Origin of the sequence: Apibacter sp. B2966 (assembly GCF_011082485.1) — a bacterium.
Lineage (GTDB): Bacteria > Bacteroidota > Bacteroidia > Flavobacteriales > Weeksellaceae > Apibacter.
In genome coordinates this window covers 1,024,636-1,047,690 of record NZ_CP049714.1, presented here as the reverse complement: position 1 = coordinate 1,047,690, position 23,055 = coordinate 1,024,636, and the positions used below count along the sequence as shown (strand labels likewise).

General features: G+C 31.4%; 18 protein-coding genes. 9 read left to right on the top strand and 9 right to left on the bottom strand.

From position 1 onward, the window contains the following. Window positions 1-253: 253 nt before the first annotated feature. From G8C43_RS04460 to G8C43_RS04445, 4 genes are all read right to left on the bottom strand, one after another. Entirely contained in the window at window positions 254-1,252 is a 999-nt protein-coding gene (locus G8C43_RS04460; protein ID WP_317164175.1) for a glycosyltransferase family 9 protein, read from the bottom strand. Window positions 1,253-1,264: 12 nt separating this feature from the next. Next, window positions 1,265-1,684, bottom strand: coding sequence for a SufE family protein (locus G8C43_RS04455; RefSeq protein WP_160541882.1), 420 nt, complete (start codon window positions 1,682-1,684; stop codon window positions 1,265-1,267). 11 nt (window positions 1,685-1,695) lie between these two features. Then, window positions 1,696-2,964 (bottom strand): serine--tRNA ligase, encoded by a 1,269-nt coding sequence (gene serS, locus G8C43_RS04450; RefSeq protein WP_166004449.1) that lies wholly within the window; start codon window positions 2,962-2,964, stop codon window positions 1,696-1,698. A gap of 191 nt (window positions 2,965-3,155) precedes the next feature. Continuing rightward, window positions 3,156-4,145, bottom strand: coding sequence for a helix-turn-helix transcriptional regulator (locus G8C43_RS04445; RefSeq protein WP_166004446.1), 990 nt, complete (start codon window positions 4,143-4,145; stop codon window positions 3,156-3,158). Between the two features lie 138 nt (window positions 4,146-4,283). Between G8C43_RS04445 and G8C43_RS04440 the strand changes: the two genes are divergently transcribed. The 7 genes from G8C43_RS04440 to G8C43_RS04410 all read left to right on the top strand — a co-directional run bounded on the left by G8C43_RS04440 (window position 4,284) and on the right by G8C43_RS04410 (window position 14,529). Then, the gene (locus G8C43_RS04440) at window positions 4,284-6,665 is read left to right on the top strand and encodes a TonB-dependent receptor (protein ID WP_166004444.1); all 2,382 of its coding nucleotides are present in this window, start codon (window positions 4,284-4,286) and stop codon (window positions 6,663-6,665) included. A gap of 14 nt (window positions 6,666-6,679) precedes the next feature. Further along, window positions 6,680-7,912: a DUF4374 domain-containing protein gene (locus G8C43_RS04435; protein WP_166004443.1), complete on the top strand. Its 1,233-nt coding sequence runs from the start codon at window positions 6,680-6,682 to the stop codon at window positions 7,910-7,912. A gap of 30 nt (window positions 7,913-7,942) precedes the next feature. Then, on the top strand, window positions 7,943-9,175 hold the full coding sequence (locus tag G8C43_RS04430; RefSeq protein WP_166004441.1) for a DUF4374 domain-containing protein: 1,233 nt from the start codon (window positions 7,943-7,945) through the stop codon (window positions 9,173-9,175). 140 nt (window positions 9,176-9,315) lie between these two features. Beyond that, window positions 9,316-10,785 (top strand): ankyrin repeat domain-containing protein, encoded by a 1,470-nt coding sequence (locus G8C43_RS04425; protein ID WP_166004439.1) that lies wholly within the window; start codon window positions 9,316-9,318, stop codon window positions 10,783-10,785. Window positions 10,786-10,791: 6 nt separating this feature from the next. Next, on the top strand, window positions 10,792-11,274 hold the full coding sequence (locus G8C43_RS04420; protein ID WP_160541889.1) for a DUF2271 domain-containing protein: 483 nt from the start codon (window positions 10,792-10,794) through the stop codon (window positions 11,272-11,274). Between the two features lie 4 nt (window positions 11,275-11,278). Further along, window positions 11,279-13,477 carry a PepSY domain-containing protein gene (locus G8C43_RS04415; RefSeq protein WP_166004437.1) on the top strand — a complete coding sequence of 733 codons (2,199 nt, stop codon included), beginning with the start codon at window positions 11,279-11,281 and terminating at the stop codon, window positions 13,475-13,477. Window positions 13,478-13,503: 26 nt separating this feature from the next. After that, window positions 13,504-14,529 carry an FAD:protein FMN transferase gene (locus tag G8C43_RS04410; protein WP_255490405.1) on the top strand — a complete coding sequence of 342 codons (1,026 nt, stop codon included), beginning with the start codon at window positions 13,504-13,506 and terminating at the stop codon, window positions 14,527-14,529. On the opposite strand, the gene G8C43_RS04405 is transcribed toward G8C43_RS04410, so the two are convergent. Both G8C43_RS04405 and G8C43_RS04400 read right to left on the bottom strand, forming a co-directional pair. Then, on the bottom strand, window positions 14,526-15,662 hold the full coding sequence (locus tag G8C43_RS04405) for a glycosyltransferase family 4 protein (protein WP_160557097.1): 1,137 nt from the start codon (window positions 15,660-15,662) through the stop codon (window positions 14,526-14,528). The two genes, G8C43_RS04410 and G8C43_RS04405, sit on opposite strands and share 4 nt — an antisense overlap. A 288-nt stretch (window positions 15,663-15,950) precedes the next feature. Further along, complete coding sequence (locus tag G8C43_RS04400) at window positions 15,951-16,808, bottom strand: aldo/keto reductase (protein WP_166004433.1); 858 nt, start codon at window positions 16,806-16,808, stop codon at window positions 15,951-15,953. Window positions 16,809-16,920: 112 nt separating this feature from the next. Between G8C43_RS04400 and araJ the strand changes: the two genes are divergently transcribed. Next, complete coding sequence (araJ, locus tag G8C43_RS04395; protein WP_166004431.1) at window positions 16,921-18,075, top strand: MFS transporter AraJ; 1,155 nt, start codon at window positions 16,921-16,923, stop codon at window positions 18,073-18,075. Between the two features lie 179 nt (window positions 18,076-18,254). On the opposite strand, the gene G8C43_RS04390 is transcribed toward araJ, so the two are convergent. After that, the gene (locus G8C43_RS04390; RefSeq protein WP_166004429.1) at window positions 18,255-19,748 is read right to left on the bottom strand and encodes a PLP-dependent aminotransferase family protein; all 1,494 of its coding nucleotides are present in this window, start codon (window positions 19,746-19,748) and stop codon (window positions 18,255-18,257) included. A gap of 116 nt (window positions 19,749-19,864) precedes the next feature. Here G8C43_RS04390 and G8C43_RS04385 point away from each other — a divergent pair, with 116 nt between their 5' ends. Next, window positions 19,865-21,670 (top strand): TonB-dependent receptor plug domain-containing protein, encoded by a 1,806-nt coding sequence (locus tag G8C43_RS04385; protein WP_166004427.1) that lies wholly within the window; start codon window positions 19,865-19,867, stop codon window positions 21,668-21,670. 98 nt (window positions 21,671-21,768) lie between these two features. Here G8C43_RS04385 and G8C43_RS04380 read toward each other — a convergent pair whose 3' ends face one another. Together G8C43_RS04380 and G8C43_RS04375 are read right to left on the bottom strand one after the other, a co-directional pair. Beyond that, window positions 21,769-22,056: a chaperone modulator CbpM gene (locus tag G8C43_RS04380; protein ID WP_160564244.1), complete on the bottom strand. Its 288-nt coding sequence runs from the start codon at window positions 22,054-22,056 to the stop codon at window positions 21,769-21,771. Between the two features lie 13 nt (window positions 22,057-22,069). Then, a complete protein-coding gene (locus G8C43_RS04375; protein WP_105298087.1) occupies window positions 22,070-22,981 on the bottom strand; it encodes a DnaJ C-terminal domain-containing protein in 912 nt (303 codons plus the stop codon). Window positions 22,982-23,055: the final 74 nt, after the last annotated feature.

Below are 23,055 nucleotides of genomic sequence, written 5' to 3'. Positions count from 1 at the left end.
CGGCAAAAGTACAAATTTTTTGAACAATCAAATTCTTTTATGTTTAAAAAGAAAAGAAAATTTGTATAAAAATTAAGAAATAATTTTATATAAAATAAATTGACTATAGGTTTTGGTAGTATTTTATATTGTTAATATGTTAATTTATCGAACGTTATCAATTTTTGATATACTGTAAGTTTTTAATCTAAGTAATTAGAGTTGTTGTTATTATGAAATAATTTTAGGTATATAGACAGTAAAAAAATACTAATTATAAAATAGTTTGACTTTTTATTTTATTTAAGATATAGGAACATTCCAAATTTCTTGTACATGCCCAATCATTTCTATAACAAGGTTTATTTCCAAAAATCGAGCAAGGTCGGCAAGAAAGATCATTTATTTGTATCACATCATTTAATTGTTGACCATAACCTAAAAAACCGGCAAAAGGGTGAGTAGCTCCCCAAATGGAAATAACTTTGGTTCCCACTAAAGAAGATATGTGCATATTGGCAGAATCCATAGTTATCATTAAAGGCAATTGGCTAATTAAATTCATTTGTTCCTTTAAGGTAATTTGCCCTGATAAAGAATGAATATTTGGATGCATTTTCTGCCAAGAATCAAGAATTTCAGTTTCTTCCTTTCCGCCTCCAAATAAATATATTTGGAAATCATCTTTTGCAAGATGTATGCAAATATCTTTCATTTTATCTAAAGGTAACATTTTTTCCTTGTAATTTGCAAAAGGTGCAACGCCTATGGAGTTTTTCTTCTTTATAGGGTTTGATGATAATTTATGAGATAATTTTAAATCAAATCCCAATCTTCTGAAAACATCGGCGTAATATTCGGATACAGGGCGAAGTGGATAAAGTTTTTTATTTTTTCTTCGAGTTAATAATTTTTTTTCTTTACGATTTTTATCAAGGGTAGCAATTTTTTTTACATGTTTAGATAAAAATAATTTTAAAATTTTAGTTCTTAAGACATTGTGTAAATCAGCTACCATAGTAGGTTCGTAAACCTTTAATTCATCGGCAAGTTTTTTTAAACCTAAAATTCCATTATAGTTTTCGATATCTACACCTATAAAAGTTATATTAGGAATTGATTGAAAAAAGGGAGCAAAAAAATGGCGGGTAACTATCAGCAACTCAACATCTTTATTTTGCTCGATAAATTCTCTTATAACGGGTACAGTCATTGCGACATCTCCCATTGCAGAAAAACGAAAGACTAAAATTTTTTCTTTGATCTTACTCACTTTTTTTACTAATTATTTTTTTGCAGAGTAAGCAATTGCGTAGTATTTAATTTGTTTAATCATTGCCAATAACCCATTAGCTCGAGTAGGAGTTAAAAATTCTTGAAGACCTATTTCTTCAATAAAATTTTCATCCGATTTTAAAATGTCTTCAATGGGTTGTCCTGAATAGATGCGTACTAACATGGCAGCTATTCCTCTCGGTAAAATGGCGTCAGAATCTGCTTCAAAAAATAATTTACCATTTTCCGAACGAGTAGTTAGCCAAACCTGTGACTGACATCCTTTGATTAATTTATCTTGAGTTTTGTCTTTTTCAGGCATTTCGGGCAGTGATTTACCTAATTCTATAACATATTCATACCGTTGTTCCCAAGAGTCAAATAAATTAAATTCATTTATAAGTCCTTGTTGTATTTCAGAAATTGTCATGGAAAAAATATTTAATTAATTAAGTCGAAACCGGTATAAGGAACTAATACATTCGGAATTTTAATTCCTTCTTCCGATTGGTGATTTTCAAGTAAAGCGGCTAAAACTCTAGGTAATGCAAGAGATGAACCATTAAGTGTATGGCAAAGCTGATTTTTTCCTTCTGATCTATATCGTAATTTTAATCGATTAGCTTGAAAGGTTTCAAAATTTGATACTGAGCTAACTTCCAACCATCTTTCTTGAGCAGCCGACCAAACTTCAAAATCATAAGTAATTGCTGAGGTAAAGCCTAAATCCCCGCCACATAGTCGTAGTATTCGGTAAGTGAGTTGTAGTGACTCCAATAAAGATTTTACATGTTCAACCATTTCATCCAATGCCTCATAAGAATTTTCTGATTTTTCAATTCGAACGATTTCAACTTTTTCAAATTGATGTAATCTGTTAAGCCCTCTAACATCTTTACCATAAGAACCGGCTTCTCTTCTAAAACAAGGAGAATAAGCAGTTAATTTAATTGGTAGTTGATTTTCGTTTAGCAATACATCCCTGTACATATTGGTTACAGGAACTTCTGAGGTAGGAATCAAATATAATTTGTCTTCATTAATATAATACATTTGACCTTCTTTGTCAGGAAGTTGTCCGGTGCCGTATCCGGAAGCTTCATTTACTACAAATGGCGGAACAATTTCCATATAACCGGCTTCAGTATTTTTGTCTAGAAAATATTGAACCAAAGAGCGTTGCAATCGAGCTCCTTTTCCTTTATAAACGGGAAAACCGGCACCGGTTATTTTTACTCCTAATTCAAAATCTATTAAATCGTATTTTTTAGTAAGCTCCCAATGAGGTAAAGCATTGTTTATAATATTTTCATGTGCAGTATGCTTAAATACCTCTAGATTATCCTCTTCATTTGTTCCTACAGGAACTAAATCGTTTGGAATATTGGGTACTTCATATAAAGTTAATTTTAACTTTTCCTCTGTTTCAGATAAATTTTGTTGCAATTTTTTAGTGGATTCTTTTAAAGAAAGAGTTTGTGATTTAGCTTTTTCGGCTTCATCTTTTTTACCTTCTTTCATTAGAACTCCGATATCTTTTGAAATTTTATTCATTTCCGAAAGCTGGGAATCCAAATCAAATTGTATCTTTTTTCTGGATTCATCCAGTGAAATAATTTCATCGATAAGCTCTAATTTGCCGAAATTTCTTTTTTTTAATCCGGCTAAGACCTTTTCTTTATTATCTTTAATATATGCAACCTGTAACATATGAATGTAAACTTTAAATGGCAAATTTAGTGTAAAAAAATAAATATCTAATAAGGAATAGAAAAGCTCAGTTAAATATACGTTCAGACATTAAAAAAATATCTGATTAATAAAAATCATTTAAAGAATTAATAAGATGGAAAAAGTACGAAAAAGCTTTTCAAATAAGAAACGATCGATTTATTTAAAATCTAAAGTGACTCATCAAGGATATACTGTTTAGGTGTTTTTCCAAACATTTTTTTGAAGGAGGTTATAAAATGAGAAGTGCTTTTATAACCTGTTGCCAGTGCAATTTCGTTTATTGGGTAATGGTTATTCAACATTTGAAGTGCCTTTTTCATCCGTAATTGTATAATATAATAATGAATAGTACAACTATAAGCCTGTTTAAATCCCGTTTTTAATTTTAGTTCATTTAAATGAATAATTTTAGATAGCCGGTTAATGGTAGGCGGTTCTTCGTAATGGGTAGTTAGATAGGCATTAGCTAGTTCAATTTTTTTGAAATCTTCCTCTTTTATAGACTTTATTTCTTTCTTGTTGGTTGATAATTTTATAAAGATTTTTAAAAATAACTCTTTTAACTTAATTTGATAATAACTGTGACCAAATACTCCCGTATCTTTAATTTCAATTAATTCATTTATAACGGTAAGCATATTGAAATCTATCGGTAAAACTATTTTGTTGAAATCAGAATAAGTATTCCTTTGAATATCTTTACAAAAAATACTATCCAAAAACCATTTTTCATTTTTTAAGACAGAAAAAATAAAAGGTTTAGATATGAAAATACTAATAGAATAAAATATCTTTTCATAAGAATCTATCTTAATTTTTATATTATTTTTATTTTGATAAGTCATTTGTAAAATACCGGGCTTAATACCATAAATGGTTTTATTTTTAGAAGATTCAATAGTTGCTTTTCCTTGTAATAATAATGATACTTGAATGTAATCCTTTTCAATATTTAATGTTTGAATACAATTATGCGCTACAGTAAATTTTTGAATAAGAATACATAAGCCACCGGTATATATACTTTTTTGAATACCACTGGCAAAATGTCTTTTAAAAAGGTTTTTCTTAGTAATTATAGGTGAATTAATATTTAATCTGTCTTCCAATTCAATAGTCAGTAAAAGATCTTGATTTATTTCCGAATAAATATTCATGATACTGTTTATATTATTTTTTATACCAAATATGATATTATTATATGGTTCTAAAATTATACTTTCGCAAATAATATTTATTTAGTCTAAACAAAAATAAGAAATAAAAAATTATTGAGGTCTTAAACTTACTGCTCCATGAAAGTAATTATTAATATTCTAATTATATGCTCATTTTCAACCTGTTTATACTCTCAAATGGCAGTAGTAGAAGGAATAGTTGCCTCTAAAACCCAAGTGTTGGAAAATTGTTCTGTTCAGGTAGACAATATAGATTATATAACTAAAACCGATCAAAAAGGATATTATAAGATAATTCTTCCTGAGGGAAACTATGGGTTAACGTTTTCAAATCCTAAATTTGAAACCCAACGTATTCCTGTTTATTTAAAAAAAGGAGAAAAGAAAAATATATCCATTAAACTTAAACCTATCACCTATACCGATATCGATAACGTTGTAATTATCGGAAAATCAGCCTTACAAAAAACAAAAGAAACCCCGTATAATGTAACAGTTTTAGATGCTAAATCATTTTATAATAGCTCATTAGATTTAGCTCATATGCTTGAGAAAGCACCCGGAGTAAAAATAAGAGAAGCCGGAGGAGTAGGTTCGGATCTGTCAATTTCTTTAAATGGTTTTACGGGAAAACATGTTAAAATATTCATGGATGGTGTTCCTATGCAGGGTTTCGGTTCTGCTTTTCAATTAAACAATATTCCGGTAAATATAGCGGATCGGATCGAGATATATAAAGGAGTGGTGCCTATTGAATTTGGCACTGATGCAATAGGTGGAGTGATCAACATTGTGACGGCTCAAAGTACTAAAACCTATATGGATTTATCGTATTCTTCCGGCTCATTTAATACCTACCGAACCGATTTAAATATGGGCCATACCTCAAAATCAGGATTTACGATTCAACTTAATGCTTTTCAAAATTATTCAGATAATAATTACAAAGTAAAGACTTCTATATTGGATTTGAAAACAAATGTCTTTTCATCCGAAAAATTTTGGGTCAAAAGATTTCATGGAAAATATCATAATGAAACAGGTATTTTAAAATTAGGCTTTATTAAGAAACGATGGGCAGACAAATTTCTAATAGGGATTACATTAGGACAAGAATTTTCCGATATACAAAATGCCAATTTAATGGAAATTGTTTACGGAATGAAAAAAAGAATGGGTACAACTGTTATGCCTTCTTTAGTTTACGGAAAAAATAATTTTTTGATCAATAAATTAAATCTTAAACTTACAGCAAATTATAATAGAAATTATAATAAAAATACGGACACGGCAGCCAGACAATACAATTGGTTAGGAGACTATGTACCCAAAAAAACCAGAGGAGAAGGCATTTATTCTCTTTCAAAATTTTATAATGATAACTATTCCTCAACAGCAAATTTAACTTATCGATGGAATGATATGCATTCCTTTGCTATAAATGATGTTCTTTCCGGCTACAAAAGAAAGAAATCCGATCGGGTTTCTATAGTGGAAATCGGTTCCGTGCGCGATACTATGAGAAGAACCAATTTGAAAAATATTTTAGGAGGTTCTTATAGTTTTAATTATAAAAATATATGGAATGCGAATGTTTTTGGTAAATATTACTATCAAAAAGTGAAAGGTCCTAAAAATATTTCAACCATAACCAATAGTACAAAATATATTGAGAACACGGAAAAATTTAACACCAACGGGTATGGCTTAGCCGTCACTTATTTTTTGAAAGATTTTCAGTTTAAGGGATCATTAGAAAAGGCATACCGTCTGCCCACAGATAATGAACTCTTTGGAGATGAAGTATTAGAATTGGGAAATTCAGTTTTAAAAGCTGAAAATTCCATGAATTACAATTTAGGAATCCTTTTAAATAAACAATTTAAAAATAATAATGTTATCTACTTTGATGTCAGTGGTTATATAAGAGATACTAAAGATTATATCCGAAGAATTATTGAACAACATTATGGAACAGCAACATATGTCAACCACGGAAAAGTAAAAAATATTGGAATAGATGCTGAAATAAAATTCTATTACAGAAATAAATTTTCGTTAGGAGGAAATGTAACTTACCAAAATTTAAGGAATAAAGAGCGATATTCTTCCGTAAGTGGAAACAGGAAAGATATTACCTATAATGACAGGATACCCAATGTACCTTATTTTTTCGGCGCAATTGATGCAGCATATTTTATTAACGATCTGGTAAAAAGAAGAAATAATTTAAGTATTGGTTATACATTCAACTTTATTGAAAAATTTTATCTTAATTGGGAAAGTTTGGGAAATAAAAAATCGAAATACACTTTACCCCGACAACTATCACATGATCTAATTATAAATTACACCCTCTACGAAAGTGCATTGAGTGTTTCATTGGAACTTAAAAATATCACCAATGAATTTCTTTATGACAACTACAGTTTACAAAAGCCCGGTAGGGCTTACTATATCAAGCTAAGATATTCATTTTCAAAATCACATAAAAAGTAAATTAAATCAATAATATGAGAAATAGATCATTTAAAAGAAAATTCCTTTTAATAGCAGCACTATCAGTTTTCATAGTGGGATGTGGAAGCGATGACAATGATAACCTATCAGAAAATCCGGGAACAGATTCTTCTACACAAAAATTTGTTATTGCTGCAACTATGGGCAGTTCCAGCTATATGTTAACTTCCGATAATCTGGATATAGGCAGAACCTCGCTATCGGGAAATGGCGTGGAAGTAGGAAGAGTATTTACACATTTTATAAATAACCACTATAAATCATTAGTAGGGCTGGTATACGGACAAGGAGGGGCATACGTTGGATATTGTTTCATTTTGGCTCCAAACGGCAAAATTCAAAAATTAAAAGGAGATCAGGATATGGGATTTCAAGTAAACAGTTATAATACCGTTGGAAATTTCGGAAATTATATGATTTCTGCACGAGGATCACAGGCTTTAGCAGACGGAACGACAGGAGCCATCTTCAGTTTTATAGAACAAGAAGGAACAAATATGTCTATAACCCAAAAAACATTACATACCGATAATATAGTTGGAAACGGTTATAATCCAACGATTAGCGGAATTGTTGATACCGAAAATGGAGAATTTCTTACCTCAGCCGTTAGTCCCAATGATCCCGATAAAGTGCATGTGTTAGCTTTAGACGCAAATTTAAATATTAAACGAATTTATTCGGATGATAGAATCAGTTATTCTGCAGGAAGATGGCGATCAGCCATGTATTCTCAAATAGGAAAAGATGATAACGGAAATACCTATGTATTTTCAGGTTCATACGAAAGCGCTACCACAAAACCAGCGGGTGCGTTATGTATAAAAAAAGGAAGTACTGCCTTCGATAAAGATTACTATTTTAATATTGAACAAGCATCAGGGGGCTACCGATTTCGTAAAGTATTTCATATAACGGAAGACTATTTTCTGTTAGAATTTTATAACGAATTGGACTATAACATTATAAGCCCTGCCTCTCAATATGCAATTCTAAAAATGAGCACCAAAAATTTTAATTGGTTAAGAGATGGTTTCCCATCTAAAGAACAAATTACGGCAACGGGATGGCCATTAAGTTATGACGGTAAAATATATCTGCCGGTTACCACATCCAATGAGCAGCCTACCGTATACGTGATCGATCCTAAAACTACTTCAGCTAAAGCAGGATTAGTGGTTGAAGCAGATGGCATTACGGGATTATCCCTATTAAAAAAACAATAAATTTCAATAAACTCTTAAATAAAATATAGTATGAAAAAAACAAATTTTATCCAAAAAGTATTAGTAAGCTTTTTGGCCGGATGCATGACTATATCATGTAGTAGCGATGATGATAATACGGTAGCCACACAACCCATTCCTACTAAAGCAGATAAGTTTGTAATAGCTGCTGCTCCCGGGAGTGGAAAATTAGGTACAGGAACTTATTTTTTGACTGTCAATCATTTAGATAGCGGTAAAGATAGTATTTCAGGAAATTCTAATTCAGTGAAAACAACCAGTTCTTTTACACAGATCGTAGTAAACAATGCAAGCACCTTGGTTGGATTTATTTATCCCAACGGATCAGATTTAGGGCAAGGAAAATCGGGATGCAGAGCATTTAAATATGACACAGATGATAAAATGAAAGAATTACAAGGAAGTCCGATAATTATTGGTAGATTTTCAGTTACAGGAAATTTTGGAAAATATATTTATGCCATATCCAATAAAGACAACAGCTTCCTGTATGAAAGAAATGGAGATAATATATCAATGATAGATAAACCGATCGACCTTTCTTCACATATGATAGAAGATAAGAAGCCCACCATTACAGGAATTGCAGACAGAGGAAATAACGAAATAGCTGCTGCATTTAAATATACAAATTCAGATAATGTTTATGTAGCCTTGATGGATTATAACATGACTATTAAATCAGTCATTAGCGATTCGCGTCTAAGCTTTTCAGGAGGCCAATGGAAAGGTGCTGTATATTCTCAAATTTGGTCGGATGGTTCAGGCAACGTATACGTATTTTCAGGAGCTGGATCCGGAAATACCACTGCTAAAAAAGCAGGAGCTTTAAAAATTAATAAAGGTTCTCAAACATTCGATTCAAATTATTATTTTGATATTGAAACTGCTTCAGGAGGATATAAATTCAGAAAAGTTTTTCCGATTACTAAAGATTACTATTTACTTGAATTTTACAATGAAACAACAAGTTCCGGAAACGGTTCCAAAGCAACACGTTTTGCAGTCGTTAAAATGGAATCTAAATCTTTTAAATGGGTAGAAGGAATTCCGGACTATACCCAAGTGTCAAGTAACGGATGGCCGTTAGCACATAAAGGTAAAATATATTTACCATTAAATCCGGTTAGCGGAAATTCAGCCATATATGCCATAGATCCGGTAACGGCAACAGCCAATAAAGGATTTGAACTTTCCAATGATAAGGAGCATATTAGAGCGGTCACTTTCTTGAAAAATTAATTAATTTTACTCAGATAATTTTTTAATAAAAGCAGTTGATTTATTCAGCTGCTTTAAACTATTTTGTTTTTATTTAGTCTATATAAGTATTATTGAAAAAAAATTACTATTATAGTACTCTCATTTAAAATATAAAAAAAATGAAAAGAAGTTTCATAACTCTCCTTTGCATGGCATCCATTTGGATGAATGCTCAAATAAATAATACCTTGTTAGATAATAACTTTTGGAAAAATAAACCCGATTTACAAGCAGTTGAAACAGAAATTAAAAAAGGTAACAGTCCGAATGAGTTTAATGATAACAAATTTGACGCTGTTACAGTTGCCATACTAAATGAAGCCCCTTTAGAAACTATTAAATACCTGTTAAAACAAAAAGGAAATGACATAAATAAATTAACTCATGATAACAGAATTTATTTACATTGGGCAGCTTTAAAAGGAAATACAGAATTAATAAAATATTTAATCGATAAAAAGAGCAATATCAATTTAGAAGATTCCCACGGGCTCACTCCTTTAGTATTTGCAGCAAATGCAGGACAAACCGATGTTGAAATCTATCGCTTGTTTTTTGATGCCGGATTAAATCCTAAGCAAAAATATAAAAACGGGGCAACCATCTTGCTTTTAGCTATTCCCTATGATTCTGATCTTCACCTTTCCGATTATTTACAATCCAAAGGTCTTTCTTTATTGGACACAGACGATAAAGGAAGCACAGCATTTGATTATGCGGCCAGAAAAGGCGATATAGAATTACTAAAAAAATTGAAAACAAGAGGGGTAAAAAGCACCAACAATGCTCTTTTACTGGCAGCAGAAGCTACACGGAGAACAGCCAATACCTTAGATGTTTTTAAATATTTGGTAGAAGATATAAAATTAAATCCTTTAGTCGTTAATGACGATCTACAAACCGTACTTCATATAGTTGCAACAAAACCTGATCAGGCAGAAATTATCAACTATTTTATTTCTAAAAAGGTTGATCCACAAAAAAAAGATAAAGAAGGAAATACAGCATTTATAAAAAGTGCTTCAGGAAAAGATATTAAAAATACACAAGTATTTTTACCTTTAGTTAAAAATATCAATGAAGTTAACAATAAGGGAGAAAGTGCTCTAATGTTAGCAGTAAAATCTAGTACACCGGAAATGATTGCTTTGTTACTTGCTAATGGAGCTAATATAATTCAGAAAGATAACAAAGGAAACAGTTTGGTTTATTATCTTATCCAATCCTATCATCCTAGAAATAAAGATTTTGATGCAAATTTAGAATTACTAAAAGATAAAGGAGTAGATTTTAATGCAAAACAAGAAGAAGGCAATACCCTCTATCATTTAGCAGTCGGTAAAAATGATATCAATTTGATTAAAAAAATTTCGGGATTAAAAGTAGATGTTAATACAGCTAATAACGAGGGGATAACTCCTTTACAAAGAGCCGCAATGATTGCTAAAGACGATACTATTTTGAAATATCTGCTATCTTTAGGTGCAAAAAAAGACCTAAAAACAGAGTTTGGAGAAACAGCCTATGATTTAGCAAAAGAAAACAAAATCTTAACTCAAAATAAAGTATCCGTTGATTTCTTAAAATAATCTATTATGAAGATGAATATTAAAATAGCAGCTTACAGTTTACTTCTAATGTTGTTGCCTTTTATGGGCCATGCACAGACTCATAAATATAAATGTCTACTTCAAATGAATAATTATATAGGAGAAGGTGCCTACATAGTAGTATCATTAATTTCTCCGCAAGGTCAATATGAAAAGACATTATATATAATGGGAGAAGATAAAAGATGGTATAATACCTTAAAAGAATGGCATAAATACAATTCAAAAAAGAAAACTATAGATGCTAAAACCGGAGCATCCGTAACCGGCGGAGACCGTAGCATAACCACGTTGGAAATTGAAGATTCTAAAATTGATAAGGGATATAAACTCCGATTTGAAACCGCTGTTGAAGATCAAAATTATTATGTAAAAGATCTGGAAATTCCTTTAAATTCTCAAGCCTTTACGGGTAAAATATCCGGAACGGGATATATAAATTATGTGAGACTAAGTAAGATTCAATAATTCAATGACGCTTTCCATTTGGAGATATGCTCACTTAACTTTAGCATTAGTTTCTTTCATATTTTTGAGTATGGCTTCCATAACGGGATCCATACTTGCTTTTTATGCCATTGAAGAAAATACGTCACCATATTGCATTCATGATTTAAATCGTATTAGTATCGCGCAGACTCTTTCAGCATTACAATCTACTGTTCAGGAAATTTCTGAATTGGAAATTAATGAAAAATCGTTTGTAAAATTACAAGGTACCGATACGAATGGGGAGGAGGTAGTAGGATACATAAACCCTAAAACGGGAACTATCATAGGAAAACCTCAAAAAAACAATTCTTTTATCTTGTGGGTTACCTCATTACATAGATCCCTGTTTATGCATGAAACCGGACGCATACTTGTGGGTATCAATTCATTTTTACTTTTTTTAATAGCAACTTCGGGAAGCATACTTATAATAAAAAGACAGAAAAAATTCAGCAACTTTTTTTCAAAAATAAAAAAAGCATCTTTTTCTCAATATTACCATACTTTGTTTGGACGTTTACTGCTTATACCTATTGGTATAATTTCATTAACCGGAAGTTATCTATGTTTAGAAAGGTTTCATTTTTTTTCCAAAGAAGGTGAGAAAATTATTTATCGTTCCCCTCAAGATCAAACTACAACAAAGAAACTATTATATAAAGATATCCCTCTTTTTTCACGAATTAAACTTTCAGAAGTTCGTAAAATAGAATTTCCGTTTTCCTATGATCCCGACGAATATTTTATTATAAAATTAAAAGATAAAGAATTAACCATCAGTCCTTTAACAGGTGAGGTTGTCTCTCAAGTTAATGATCCGATTTCAAAAAAATTAGCAACTCTAAGTTTAGACCTTCATACCGGCAGAACTCATGTAGTTTGGGCTGTCATTCTTTTTATAGCCGGTGTATATATATTGTTTTTTATAGTTTCAGGATTTACAATAACTTGGAAAAGAGGAAAACGTAATTTTAAAAATAAATACCTACCTGAAGATAGTCAAATTATACTTTTGGTAGGATCAGAAAATGGAAGTACGTTCAACATGGCTCATTCAATTCATCAACAAATGGTTTCGCAAAATTATCGATCCTATCTAACAGAGCTTAATAAGTACCAAGTATTTCCAAAAGCGGAATATATACTAATTTTAACTTCAACCTATGGACTGGGAGATGCTCCTTCAAATGCGCGTAAATTCGAAACACTTCTAAAAGAAAATCCACAAAACCAAAACGTTAAGTTCAGTGTAGTTGGGTTTGGATCAAAATCCTATGAAGATTACTGTTTGTTTGCTAAAACTGTAGACGAACAAATCAAAAAAGAGGCATGGAGCGAACCGATAGTAGATTTACACACAGTAAACGACCAATCAATAGATGAGTTTACAACATGGATAAAAGAATGGAATAATAAAACGGGTATCAAACTATATGCTGATGCCAAATTTTATACAAGTAAACCCAAAAATCGTATAAAAATGAAGATAGAGGAGGTTTACATACCTAATGATTCTAAAGAAACTTTTATAGTACAAATACATCCCGGTAAACAAAAATTTACTTCAGGAGATATCCTTGCTGTTTATCCCTGTAAAGACAATAAGGAAAGATATTATTCCATAGCTAAAGTCAATCATAACATACAGTTATCAATAAAATATTATCCGAGCGGCTTGGCGTCAGAATATTTAATAAATCGGAAAAAAGGAGATACCATATACGGGAAAATCTTAACTAACACTTCTTTTCATTTTCCCGAAAAAGCAAATAAAGTAGTTATGATTGCCAATGGAACAGGAATAGGTCCCTTTTTAGGAATGATCGATCAAAATTTAAGCAAAGTTAAAACTTATTTGTATTGCGGATTCAGACAGCGAAGTGAAATGGTAGATCAATATATTTGTTTTTTGAAGGAACAAATGAATAAAGGATATTTAGAACAATATAATTTTTCGTATTCATCAGATACAGAAAATAAATATGTGATGGATTTAATTCAAAATGACAGAAATTTTTTTGTTAATTTATTGGAAGAGGGAGGAGTAATCATGATTTGTGGAGCTTTGCAAATGCAACTGGAGGTAGAAAAAGTCTTGGATGAGGTAGTTTTTGTAGATAGCCTAAAAAAATGTAATGATTACAAAAGAAAAGGTCAAATTGTAACCGATTGTTATTAATGAATTTCAAGAAAAATAGTAAATATATGAGAGGGAAGTATGTACTATTGGCAGCATTATTTGTATTATCTTACATAAACATTAATTCGCAAGTACAACGAAACCGCACAGCAACTTTAATGGGTTGTAAGTTTGATTTTTCAATACTAGCAGAAGATTCCCTACAAGCAGAAAAATACATAGATAAGGCTATCGATGAAATAGTACGGATTGAAAATTTAATATCGGATTGGAAGCCTGATTCGCAAGTTTCAAAGGTTAACCAAAATGCAGGTATACAACCCGTAAAAGTAGATCGAGAAGTATTGGAACTTACCCGGAGAGCAATTAAAATTTCAGAGATTACAGAAGGAGCATTTGATATAAGTTTTGCAGCTATGGATAAAATTTGGAAATTTGACGGTTCAATGAAAAAAGTGCCCTCAGAGGAGCAAATCAAAGAATCCATAAAAAAAATAGGCTATAAAAATATCATTATAGATACTTTACACTCTACTCTCTTTTTAAAGCTTCCCGGAATGAAAATCGGATTTGGATCCATAGGAAAAGGATATGCAGCTGATAAAGCAAAAGAACTAATGGTGAAGAATAATGTAAAAGCGGGGATAATCAATGCTTCAGGAGATATAAGTGTTTGGGGGCATAAAATTAATGGAGAATATTGGAACATTGGAATAATTAATCCCTTTGAGCCTTCGGATATTACAGGTTTTTTTACACTTAAAGATGAATGCGTCACAACATCCGGTTCTTATGAAAAATATGTCGAATTAGAAGGAAAAAAATATTCTCATATTATCGATCCTCGCACGGGATATCCCGTAAAAGGAATTAAAAGTGTTAGTGTGATAGGTCCGAATGCAGAAACGGCCAATGGATTCAGTACCTCAATAATGGTACTGGGAGTAAAAGCCGGACGCAAACTCATTAACCAATATCCGGATTATATTTGCCTCATTATTACAGATAAGGGGAAAATCCGTAAATCAAAGTATTTTAAAACAAAAGTCGAATTTTATAATAAAAAAATAAAGTCTGCAACCCGACTTTAACTTTCTACTAAACGTTGAAACAAATTCATCCATTTTTGCATGATTATATCCTGTGAATAACGCAGAATATTTTCAGAAGCCGCTTTTCCCATTTGTTTTCTAATAGTTTCATTTTCTATTAAGTAGGAGAGTTTTTGAGCAAAAATTTCTTTATCATTAAAAGGAACTAATAATCCGTCTACTTCATCATGGATAATTTCTTTAGGTCCGCATTTGCAGGTATAGGAAACAGGAGGGACTCCATGAACCATAGATTCAATTAATGTTAATGGAAATCCTTCATATTTAGAGGTCATAGCATAAATGGAACTATTTAGCAAAACTGAACTTATATCTGAAGTCGCCGGATGTAATTCAATGTTGGAATTTAAATTTAATCGATCAATCATTTCTTCTAGCTCTCTTTTTTTCTCACCATTACCATATAGTAACAATTTCCAATCCGGATGTTTTTGAACAATAGTGTTCCATATTTCAATAAGATGATCAAACTGTTTTTGCTGGTTTAATCGGCCTAAGCTAATTACTATTTTATTTTCAAGAGATGCATGAGTTTTAGGTAATATAGTAAGTGGATTTTCAATTACTTCAAGGTTGGGAAGAGTATTTCCCCAGGATTCTCTATCCTCATTCGTTAAAACTATAAATCGGTCAAAATTCTTACCAATATCATAATCTGTTTTACGGTATAAATACGTTATGATTCTTCCTAGAAAATAATTATCCAATTTTGAATAATATTGCGCACGTTTGTATTTAGCGAAATGTCGTTCAATAATTTTTTTACTTCCATCATTTAACTCAAAAATATATTTCGAATACTTACAAAAAGTGGAAATAGCTATATCGGGCTTAATTTCCTGAAAAAGATTTCCGATTGTTTGAAGAAAAATTTTTTTATTTTTTTTAAAATTAATATGTTTTTTCAATCCCCTATCTTTTTCAAAATCCAAATTCAAATAATGAAATTTAATACGGGAATCAAAGTTGAAAAAAGGCTTTTGAGAAGATGGATATATAACCACAATATGAACTTCATAGTCTTTGTCAACCAAATAATTGGCCTTAATTGAAATCACACGTTCTATTCCTCCGGAATTATGAATGTTACCTATACAGTATGCAATTTTCATTTAGGAATTGGTTTTTAATTACGATAACGTCTAAAAAATTTTTACAATATTATGTAAATATTTTTTAGCTGTAATTAGTTGAATTTTAACTTAGGAAAGTTTACTCTTACATTTACATTAAGTATATCCTTTTTGTCTATAGAGTAAATTTAAGGTTATAAGAAATAGTATTTATAAAAAAGAATTAATAAATATTTCAATATGTTTAATTAAAATCCAAAAAAATTGATATACTTTTTAGAGTTTAAATGAATCGTTCTTTAAAAAATGAGTTATATGATAGTTGGATTATTTGATTCCCTTTTTAGCAAAATATTCTAAAAAATGATCGGGATGAGCGCCGGTTCGATCATTGGAATCTAAAGAATCTATTTTTTTTACATCTTCATCGCTTAAATGAAAATCGAAAACATCAGCATTGGAAATAATTCTTTCTTTTTTTGTACTTTTTGGAATAGTAACTACCCCTTTTTGCAAATCCCATCGAATAATAATTTGTGCTACATTTTTATTATACTTATGAGTTAATTCTAAAAGTAAAGGATCGTTAAACAAAGCCCCTCTTTTTAAAGGAGACCAAGCTTCGTATTGAATTTGATTTTTTTTGCAAAAATCCAATAAATCCTGTTGCACTAAATTGGGGTGGAATTCCATTTGATTAACCATAGGAACGGTTTGTCCCAAATCTATGATTTTTTGGATATGATGCTGCAAAGAATTACATAAACCTATTGCACGTATTCTACCCGCCTTATATAATTCTTCCATTGCTTTCCATGCTTCCAAATAGAAATCCGGATGAGGCCAATGGATTAAATATAGATCAAGATAATCAAGACTAAGTTTTTCCATAGATTCATCAAATGCTTTAAAAGTGTCCTCATATCTTTGTCTGCTGAACCATATTTTGGTAGTTACAAAAATTTCTTCACGAGGAATTGAAGCAGATTGGATGGCTTTTCCAACTCCTTCTTCATTATAATAATAAGCAGCCGTATCAATATGACGATATCCTGCATCTAAGGCATCATGTATAGCAGTGATTACTTCTTGTCCTCCGTCAGCTTTATACACGCCTAAACCCAAATAAGGCATTTTTACACCGTTGGAAAGAGTAGTTGTTCCTGAAATATCTGTTATATTCATGATTCCTGTATTATAATTTAATCAAATATACGATAAATATTTTTTTGCCGGAAACTGCGGAATAAGGAATAATTTCCTATAATTTTGTTTAGTAAAAAGGCAGTTAAAAAATATGAAAAAATCTACCATAGCGTTAGCTTTAGGTACTTTAGGATTAGGAATGTCTGAATTTGGCATGATGGGCATACTTCCGGATATTGCAAGAGATATGTCTATAAGCATACCAAAAGCAGGGCATTTTATATCGGCATATGCTCTCGGGGTAGCTATCGGAGCCCCCTTATTGGTTTTAATATCCGGTAAACTTCCCTTAAAAAGAATATTGTTAATTCTTATTTTAATCTTCATATTAGGTAATTTATTTTTTTCTTTGATTTCGTATTATGAATTGAATGTATTGTTCAGATTTATTTCAGGTCTTCCACATGGCGCTTATTTTGGTGTCGGTTCCATTGTTGCCAGTAAACTGGCACCTAAGGGAAAAGGAACTTCTGTCGTTTCGGGAATGATTTCAGGAATGACGATTGCTAACCTCTTAGGGGTTCCCTTGGGTACATTCATAAGCCATCATTTTTCGTGGAAAATTACATACTTTCTTATAGCTTTATTAGGAATCATAATTTTCATATCCATTAAAAAATTTGTTCCTGAATTGAAACCGCTTCCCTATACAAGATTTAAAGATCAATTTCATTTTTTGAAGAACTTGAATCCGTGGCTGATTGTCGTAACAACCATTGTAGGAAACGGAGGTATATTTTGTTGGTATAGTTATATAAATCCAATTATGACCCATTCGGTTGGCTTTTCAGAAGAATCTATGACAGGAGTAATGATGTTTGCAGGTTTGGGAATGGTAGTTGGAAATCTGTTGAGTGGAAAATTATCGGATAAATATTCTCCGCAAAAGGTAGCTACAGTTACCCAAGGGTTGGCAATGCTATCTTTATTATTTTTCTTTTTTTTCAGCAAATCTCAAATCCTTTCGTTACTACTTATGTTCCTTTGCACAGGTTGTCTTTTTGCCGTATCAGCTCCTCAACAAATTTTATTGTTGCATAACTCAAGAGGAGGAGAGATGTTAGGTTCTGCAATGGCACAGGTAGCTTTTAACATAGGAAATGCTTTAGGCGCTTATTTAGGAGGTATTCCTATCAGTAAAAATTATCCCTATGAATATAGTGCTTTGCCGGGTGTTGTATTAACATTCATTGGGTTTCTAGTGTTTATATATTACACCCATTTCAGAGCCAAGCTGAGTAACTGAGTAATTGTACTATTATCTAATTGATTCAAAAATCAACTTAAAAACTTCAAATTTTACTTATAGACTGTCGGTTTTAAAATTTCAAAACGAAAAGTAGTAACGTTGAAAAATATCGTTACGTTCAAATATAATTTTTATAAATATTTTAATAAATGATTGATTAATAGTGGATAATGGATCTATTTTTTTTCTAAACGTGATAAAGCTGATTTGATTTTATAGATGATTTCCTCCATTTCTTCTGTGGTAAAACTTCCAAATCCCAATCTCATAGCAGATAAATTGTGCGTTTGATAAAGCAAGGACTTAGGAATGAGCAAATCTTCCTTTAGACAATACTCTCGTAATTTCATCAAATTTACCGATGAATTCCATTGTGTCCAAAAAGCTAATCCACCGGTTGGCAAAGAAAAATTTAAATAATCCTTCAAATGAGTGTTTAATAAAGATGCCAGAAAATTTCTTCTTTCTTTATAAATAGCAGAGGTTCGTCTCAGGTGTCTGTTAAATTCGCCTTCTTCAATAAGTTCGCCCAAAGCATATTCCATAAAAATATCTCCTTGCCTGTCAAGCATGTTTGATAATTTTTGCATTTCTAAAATTAAATTCTCAGGAGCGATCACAAAGCCTTTACGGAATCCCGGGGCTAAAGATCTTCCAAACGAACCGATATAAACGACCATTCCCGAGGTATCTGCACTAGCAAGAGGCAGAATCCGATTGTTTTCGTAATGAAAATCATAATCATAATCATCCTCTAAAATAATGAATCCATACTGTTGAGATAATTCCAACAATTCCATACGACGTTTTACACTTAAAGAAACCGTTGTTGGATAATGATGGTGCGGAGTTATATATAACATACGAATCTTTCTTTTTTGACAAATTTTTTTAACAGCATCCGGAGATATACCTTCATCATCAACAGGAATGGTTATTATATCTGCACCAACTTTTTGCAGAATCATATTGATCAAAAAATAACTAGGTTCTCCGACCAATACAATATCTTTTGGGGTAATAAGTAATTCTGCCGCGATATAACCTCCCATTTCGATGCTTCGCGTGATAAGTAGATTTTTTGGTGAAATATGTAATCCCCGAGATAGATTTAAAAAATTAGATAAGTTTTTTTTTAGATATTCACTTTTTTCAGGAACTTCATTATTTCCTTTGGTAAAATGTCTTTTTCTTTTAAGGTTTGATGAATAGAGGCTTGATAAGGTATTCATTTGTAAAAGTCGAGTATCGGGTCCACCATCGTTTAACATCCATGAGCAAGTTGAAGATTCAAAAGGGTTATCCAATAAATTGGAAGTTCTATATGAAAATCCCGTTTTAGAAGGATAATGAGTCAGAGAATCTTTAGATATGGATTTAATTTTTTTATTAGTCACATTGTCTTTTTGAATGATAAAACTGCCCTTATTGGGATGAACTTCAATCCATCCTTGTGCATGCAATTCATCATATACTTTAACGATCGTGTTGCGATTTACTTGAATAAGATTACTTAAAATACGCGTTCCGGGAAGTTTCGTACCGATACTTAAATAACCTCTTTGAATAGCATTGATGATCTGAGTGGTAATTTGAAGATATACAGAAACTTTAGCGTTTCGGTCGATATGTATCAAGCTATAATAAGGTAGTAAATCCGGACTAGTCATAATAATAAAACTGGTATAGTTTAATCATCCGGAAAGTTACTACTTTTGTATAAACTAACTAGTATAAAAATAAATTTTAACTAATTACTGCGAAAATTTGCTGTGAACAATAGAATATGAAACTATTTTATTCAATTATTGCCTTGTTTATATGTTTAGTACTGGTTGCGCAGGAGAGTAAGGAACTTGAAGGAGTTGTAATTCAAGGGAAAACACTTTCCTTACCTTTTAACAAAACTTCACAAAATGTTCAGATAATTACGAAAGAACAAATCAAAGCTATGCCTGCCTCCAGTATTGAAGAAGTTCTTTCTTATTATTCAGGAATAGATATAAGACAAAGAGGAGCGCATGGAGTACAAGCCGATGTAAGTATAAGAGGAAGTTCTTTTGAACAAGTATTAATTCTTATCAATGGAATACGCATGAATGATAGCCAAACCGGACATAATACCATGAATCTTCCGTTAGATTTAGCATCCATTGAACGAATTGAAATAATTAAAGGTCCTGCAGCTCGTCGTTTTGGACAAAATGCATATGCCGGTGCTATTAATATTGTTACTCGTCCGTCTACCAAGAATGATTTAACAATTTCAGGATCTTTAGGTGATTTTAATACGACATCTTTAGGTGCATCATTAAATGTTTCAGGAAAAAAGTTTTCTCAGTTTATTCAAGCGGAAACTTCACAATCTGATGGATATCGTTATAATACAGACTATCAAGTTAAAAATGTATGGTATCAGAATCAGTATAAATTAAACGGGGGAGAACTTCGTTTACAAGGAGGATTTATTGATAAAAAATTTGGAGCTAACGGATTTTATTCCTCCCCTTTAGCAAAAGATCAATACGAAGCAATTCAAACTTCTTTGGTTAGCATTGGTTGGAATCAAAAATCAGGTAAATTCAAATGGGAATCCAATGCATATTGGAGAAGGTCTCAAGACGAATATATTTTCGAAAGACATAATCCCTCAAAATATAGAAACCTTCATATAGGTAATAATGCAGGAATCGAAGCCAATACAAACTATTCATCTTCTTTAGGAATCACCGGCGTTGGGTTGGACTTTAGAAAGGAATATTTATCTTCAAATAATTTAGGAAAAAATCATCGGACAGTTTATTTTGCATTTTTGGAACATCGATTTATGTTTTTTAAAAACAGATTGGATATTACTCCGGGAATTAGCTTTTCCGACTATTCGGATTTTGGGAATTTTTGGTATCCGGGAATTGATATTGGATACAGTATAAACCAACAAAATAAATTATTTGCTAATTTAGGAAAAACCTATAGAGTTCCTACGTATACAGATCTTAATTATACAGATCCGGTCACCGAAGGAAATACTAATTTAAAACCGGAGAATGCTTTGTCATATGAATTGGGATATCGATTGAATCATAAAAACATAAAAACTACCATCAGCCTTTTTAGAAGAGAATCAAAAAAAAGTATAGATTGGACAAAAGATAGTGAAGAAGGTAAATGGAAACCCGAAAATATTTCAAGAATAAATACGGATGGTGTAGAAGTTGATTTTAATTATTCTTTTACGGCACTCTTCATAAAATCAATTAATTTAGGTTATACCTATTTGGATAAAAATTTAAAATATTCTGACCGAGCGTACTCTAGATATTCATTAGATAATTTAAGACATCAGTTAGTAGTAAAAGTAGAGCATAAACTTCTCAAGAATATATCCAATCAAATAATTTATAGATACAATGACAGAGTAAACTTAGATGATTACCATTTATTGGATGATCGTCTTATGTATCAAACCAATCACTTACAGTTATACATCCAAATGACCAATATTTTCAATACTAAATATACAGAATCAAATTTGGTACCCATGCCGGGAAGATGGATACAAGGAGGAGTAGTTTTTAAGAATTTTTTATAAAGTTTGTACATATATGTTAATAGCCATACATTTTTAAGATGTATGGCTATTATATTTTCATTGCTAAATTTAATTTTTAAATAACAGAAAATTTTTATTTATTCATAGAATTTAAGCCTGTTTTTAAGTTCGGTCATCTCAAGTTGGAGTTTACGTATTTTAAAAAGTAAATTTTTTACAGCATCAATTCCTGCAAGGTTTATATCCATATCATAAAACATTCTGGAATAAGATTCCAAATCGGAAAGAATATCAAAAGGAATGTATTTTATTTCCTCCTTTTGAACGGTATGGATAATACCCAAATTTTCTAAATCCTCAATAAATGATACATCTACATTATAATGTATGGAATATTCTTCTATAGTTATCAAATCATTTTTCATGTATCAGATAATTTTATGATTCTGCTAATTGTTTAAATAAATTTTTTTGCTTTTCAGAAAGATGAGTAGGTATTTTTACTTGGTAAATCACGAATAAATCTCCATGTTCTCCTTCTTTTTTATACACAGGAAATCCTTTACCTTTCAATCGCACTTTAGTTCCATTTTGTGTACCCGGACTCACTTTGAGTTTAACTTTACCATCCAGAGTATCAACGGTTATTTCTCCCCCTAAAACAGCTGTATAAAGGTCTACTTCTGCAGTAGTGGTTAAATCATTATGTAATCTTTTAAATTTAGGATCTTCCAAAAGATTGAAAGTAATATATAAATCACCGTTGGGACCTCCGTTTGCACCCGGGCCCCCTTGACCTTTCAATTTTATTTGCTGACCATTAGAGATGCCTGCAGGAATGGTAATACGTATTTGTTTACCGTTGACGTTAAGAGTCTGTTTATGTGTGTTGGCTGCGTCTCGCAAGGAAAGACGTAATTCTGTCGTATAATCTTGCCCTTTAAATTGAGAACTTCTTCGATGGGTTCTACCGGTTCTTCCACCAAAAAGATCACTAAAAAAATCAGAAAAACCTTCCGTACCAAAACCTTGGGAAAAACCTTCAAAAGGGTTACCGGAATTGTCATAATAGTATTGACCGCCACCGCCTCCTTGTTGTTGACGTGCTTGTTCAAATTGTTCTGCATGTTTCCAATTTTCGCCGTATTGATCATACTTCTTACGTTTTTCGGGATCGCCCAAAACTTCATTAGCTTCATTAATCTGCTGAAATTTTACATTAGCTTCTTTATCATTAGGATTTAAATCCGGATGGTACTTTCGGGCTAATTTTCGGTATGCCTTTTTGATATCATCCTGAGAAGCATTTTTACTTAATCCTAAAACTTTATAATAATCAATATATGCCATATAGTGTAAGTCAAATTTTTTATATTCGTGGATATTTCGTGTATAATGTATCGGTACAAATTCTAAACCAAAGT

Coding starts and splice junctions, on each gene's coding strand:
- G8C43_RS04430 (WP_166004441.1), top strand. CDS start 7,943: ATGAAAAAAACAAATTTTATCCAAAAAGTATTAGTAAGCTTTTTGGCC.
- G8C43_RS04445 (WP_166004446.1), bottom strand. CDS start 4,145: ATGAATATTTATTCGGAAATAAATCAAGATCTTTTACTGACTATTGAA.
- G8C43_RS04390 (WP_166004429.1), bottom strand. CDS start 19,748: ATGACTAGTCCGGATTTACTACCTTATTATAGCTTGATACATATCGAC.
- G8C43_RS04410 (WP_255490405.1), top strand. CDS start 13,504: ATGAGAGGGAAGTATGTACTATTGGCAGCATTATTTGTATTATCTTAC.
- G8C43_RS04440 (WP_166004444.1), top strand. CDS start 4,284: ATGAAAGTAATTATTAATATTCTAATTATATGCTCATTTTCAACCTGT.
- G8C43_RS04380 (WP_160564244.1), bottom strand. CDS start 22,056: ATGAAAAATGATTTGATAACTATAGAAGAATATTCCATACATTATAAT.
- serS (WP_166004449.1), bottom strand. CDS start 2,964: ATGTTACAGGTTGCATATATTAAAGATAATAAAGAAAAGGTCTTAGCC.
- G8C43_RS04420 (WP_160541889.1), top strand. CDS start 10,792: ATGAAGATGAATATTAAAATAGCAGCTTACAGTTTACTTCTAATGTTG.
- G8C43_RS04375 (WP_105298087.1), bottom strand. CDS start 22,981: ATGGCATATATTGATTATTATAAAGTTTTAGGATTAAGTAAAAATGCT.
- G8C43_RS04400 (WP_166004433.1), bottom strand. CDS start 16,808: ATGAATATAACAGATATTTCAGGAACAACTACTCTTTCCAACGGTGTA.
- G8C43_RS04415 (WP_166004437.1), top strand. CDS start 11,279: ATGACGCTTTCCATTTGGAGATATGCTCACTTAACTTTAGCATTAGTT.
- G8C43_RS04405 (WP_160557097.1), bottom strand. CDS start 15,662: ATGAAAATTGCATACTGTATAGGTAACATTCATAATTCCGGAGGAATA.
- G8C43_RS04425 (WP_166004439.1), top strand. CDS start 9,316: ATGAAAAGAAGTTTCATAACTCTCCTTTGCATGGCATCCATTTGGATG.
- araJ (WP_166004431.1), top strand. CDS start 16,921: ATGAAAAAATCTACCATAGCGTTAGCTTTAGGTACTTTAGGATTAGGA.
- G8C43_RS04455 (WP_160541882.1), bottom strand. CDS start 1,684: ATGACAATTTCTGAAATACAACAAGGACTTATAAATGAATTTAATTTA.
- G8C43_RS04435 (WP_166004443.1), top strand. CDS start 6,680: ATGAGAAATAGATCATTTAAAAGAAAATTCCTTTTAATAGCAGCACTA.
- G8C43_RS04385 (WP_166004427.1), top strand. CDS start 19,865: ATGAAACTATTTTATTCAATTATTGCCTTGTTTATATGTTTAGTACTG.